Below are 477 nucleotides of genomic sequence, written 5' to 3'. Positions count from 1 at the left end.
ATGAATTTGGTTAAAACATATTCTAAAGAGGAATTAGAAAAATTTAATCAAGAAATGTCTAAAACTCCTTTAAGAAGTTCTAAGTTCGATGGCAATATGCAAAATAAAACAGAGGTTAACCCTCTTGCTATGAACGTTCATAATTTTGGAGAAATGTCATTTAGTAACTATCAGTGGATTGATGATGGCACATCATTTTACCTACCTCAAAGTGTACAGGTAGAACCACAAACTAAGACTACTGGATTGGCAGTACAAATATATCATAATAGTAAGCTTCATAAAGAATATAGAGTTAAAGGTTCCTTTTCGAGTGGATTAAACATTCCTATTTCTCACCTTTTAACTGGTTCTGGTAATTATTATGCACTTAAACTTAAGAATTATGGCGGGGGAACTATATATCTCTATGGTGGACAAGTATATTATAAATAATACAATCTCTTAAATTTAATAGTTATATACAAGTAAAAANAG

General features: G+C 30.0%; 1 protein-coding gene. It reads left to right on the top strand.

From position 1 onward, the window contains the following. A partial coding sequence (locus BPMYX0001_RS27055; RefSeq protein WP_006097366.1) for a hypothetical protein occupies nt 1-435 on the top strand: 435 nt, incomplete at its 5' end. Nucleotides 436-477: the final 42 nt, after the last annotated feature.

This window comes from Bacillus pseudomycoides DSM 12442 (assembly GCF_000161455.1).
In the GTDB taxonomy this organism is placed as follows: Bacteria; Bacillota; Bacilli; order Bacillales; family Bacillaceae_G; genus Bacillus_A; species Bacillus_A pseudomycoides.
The sequence above is the reverse complement of the archived record's forward strand: the minus strand, read 5'-3'. Positions and strand labels throughout refer to the sequence as shown.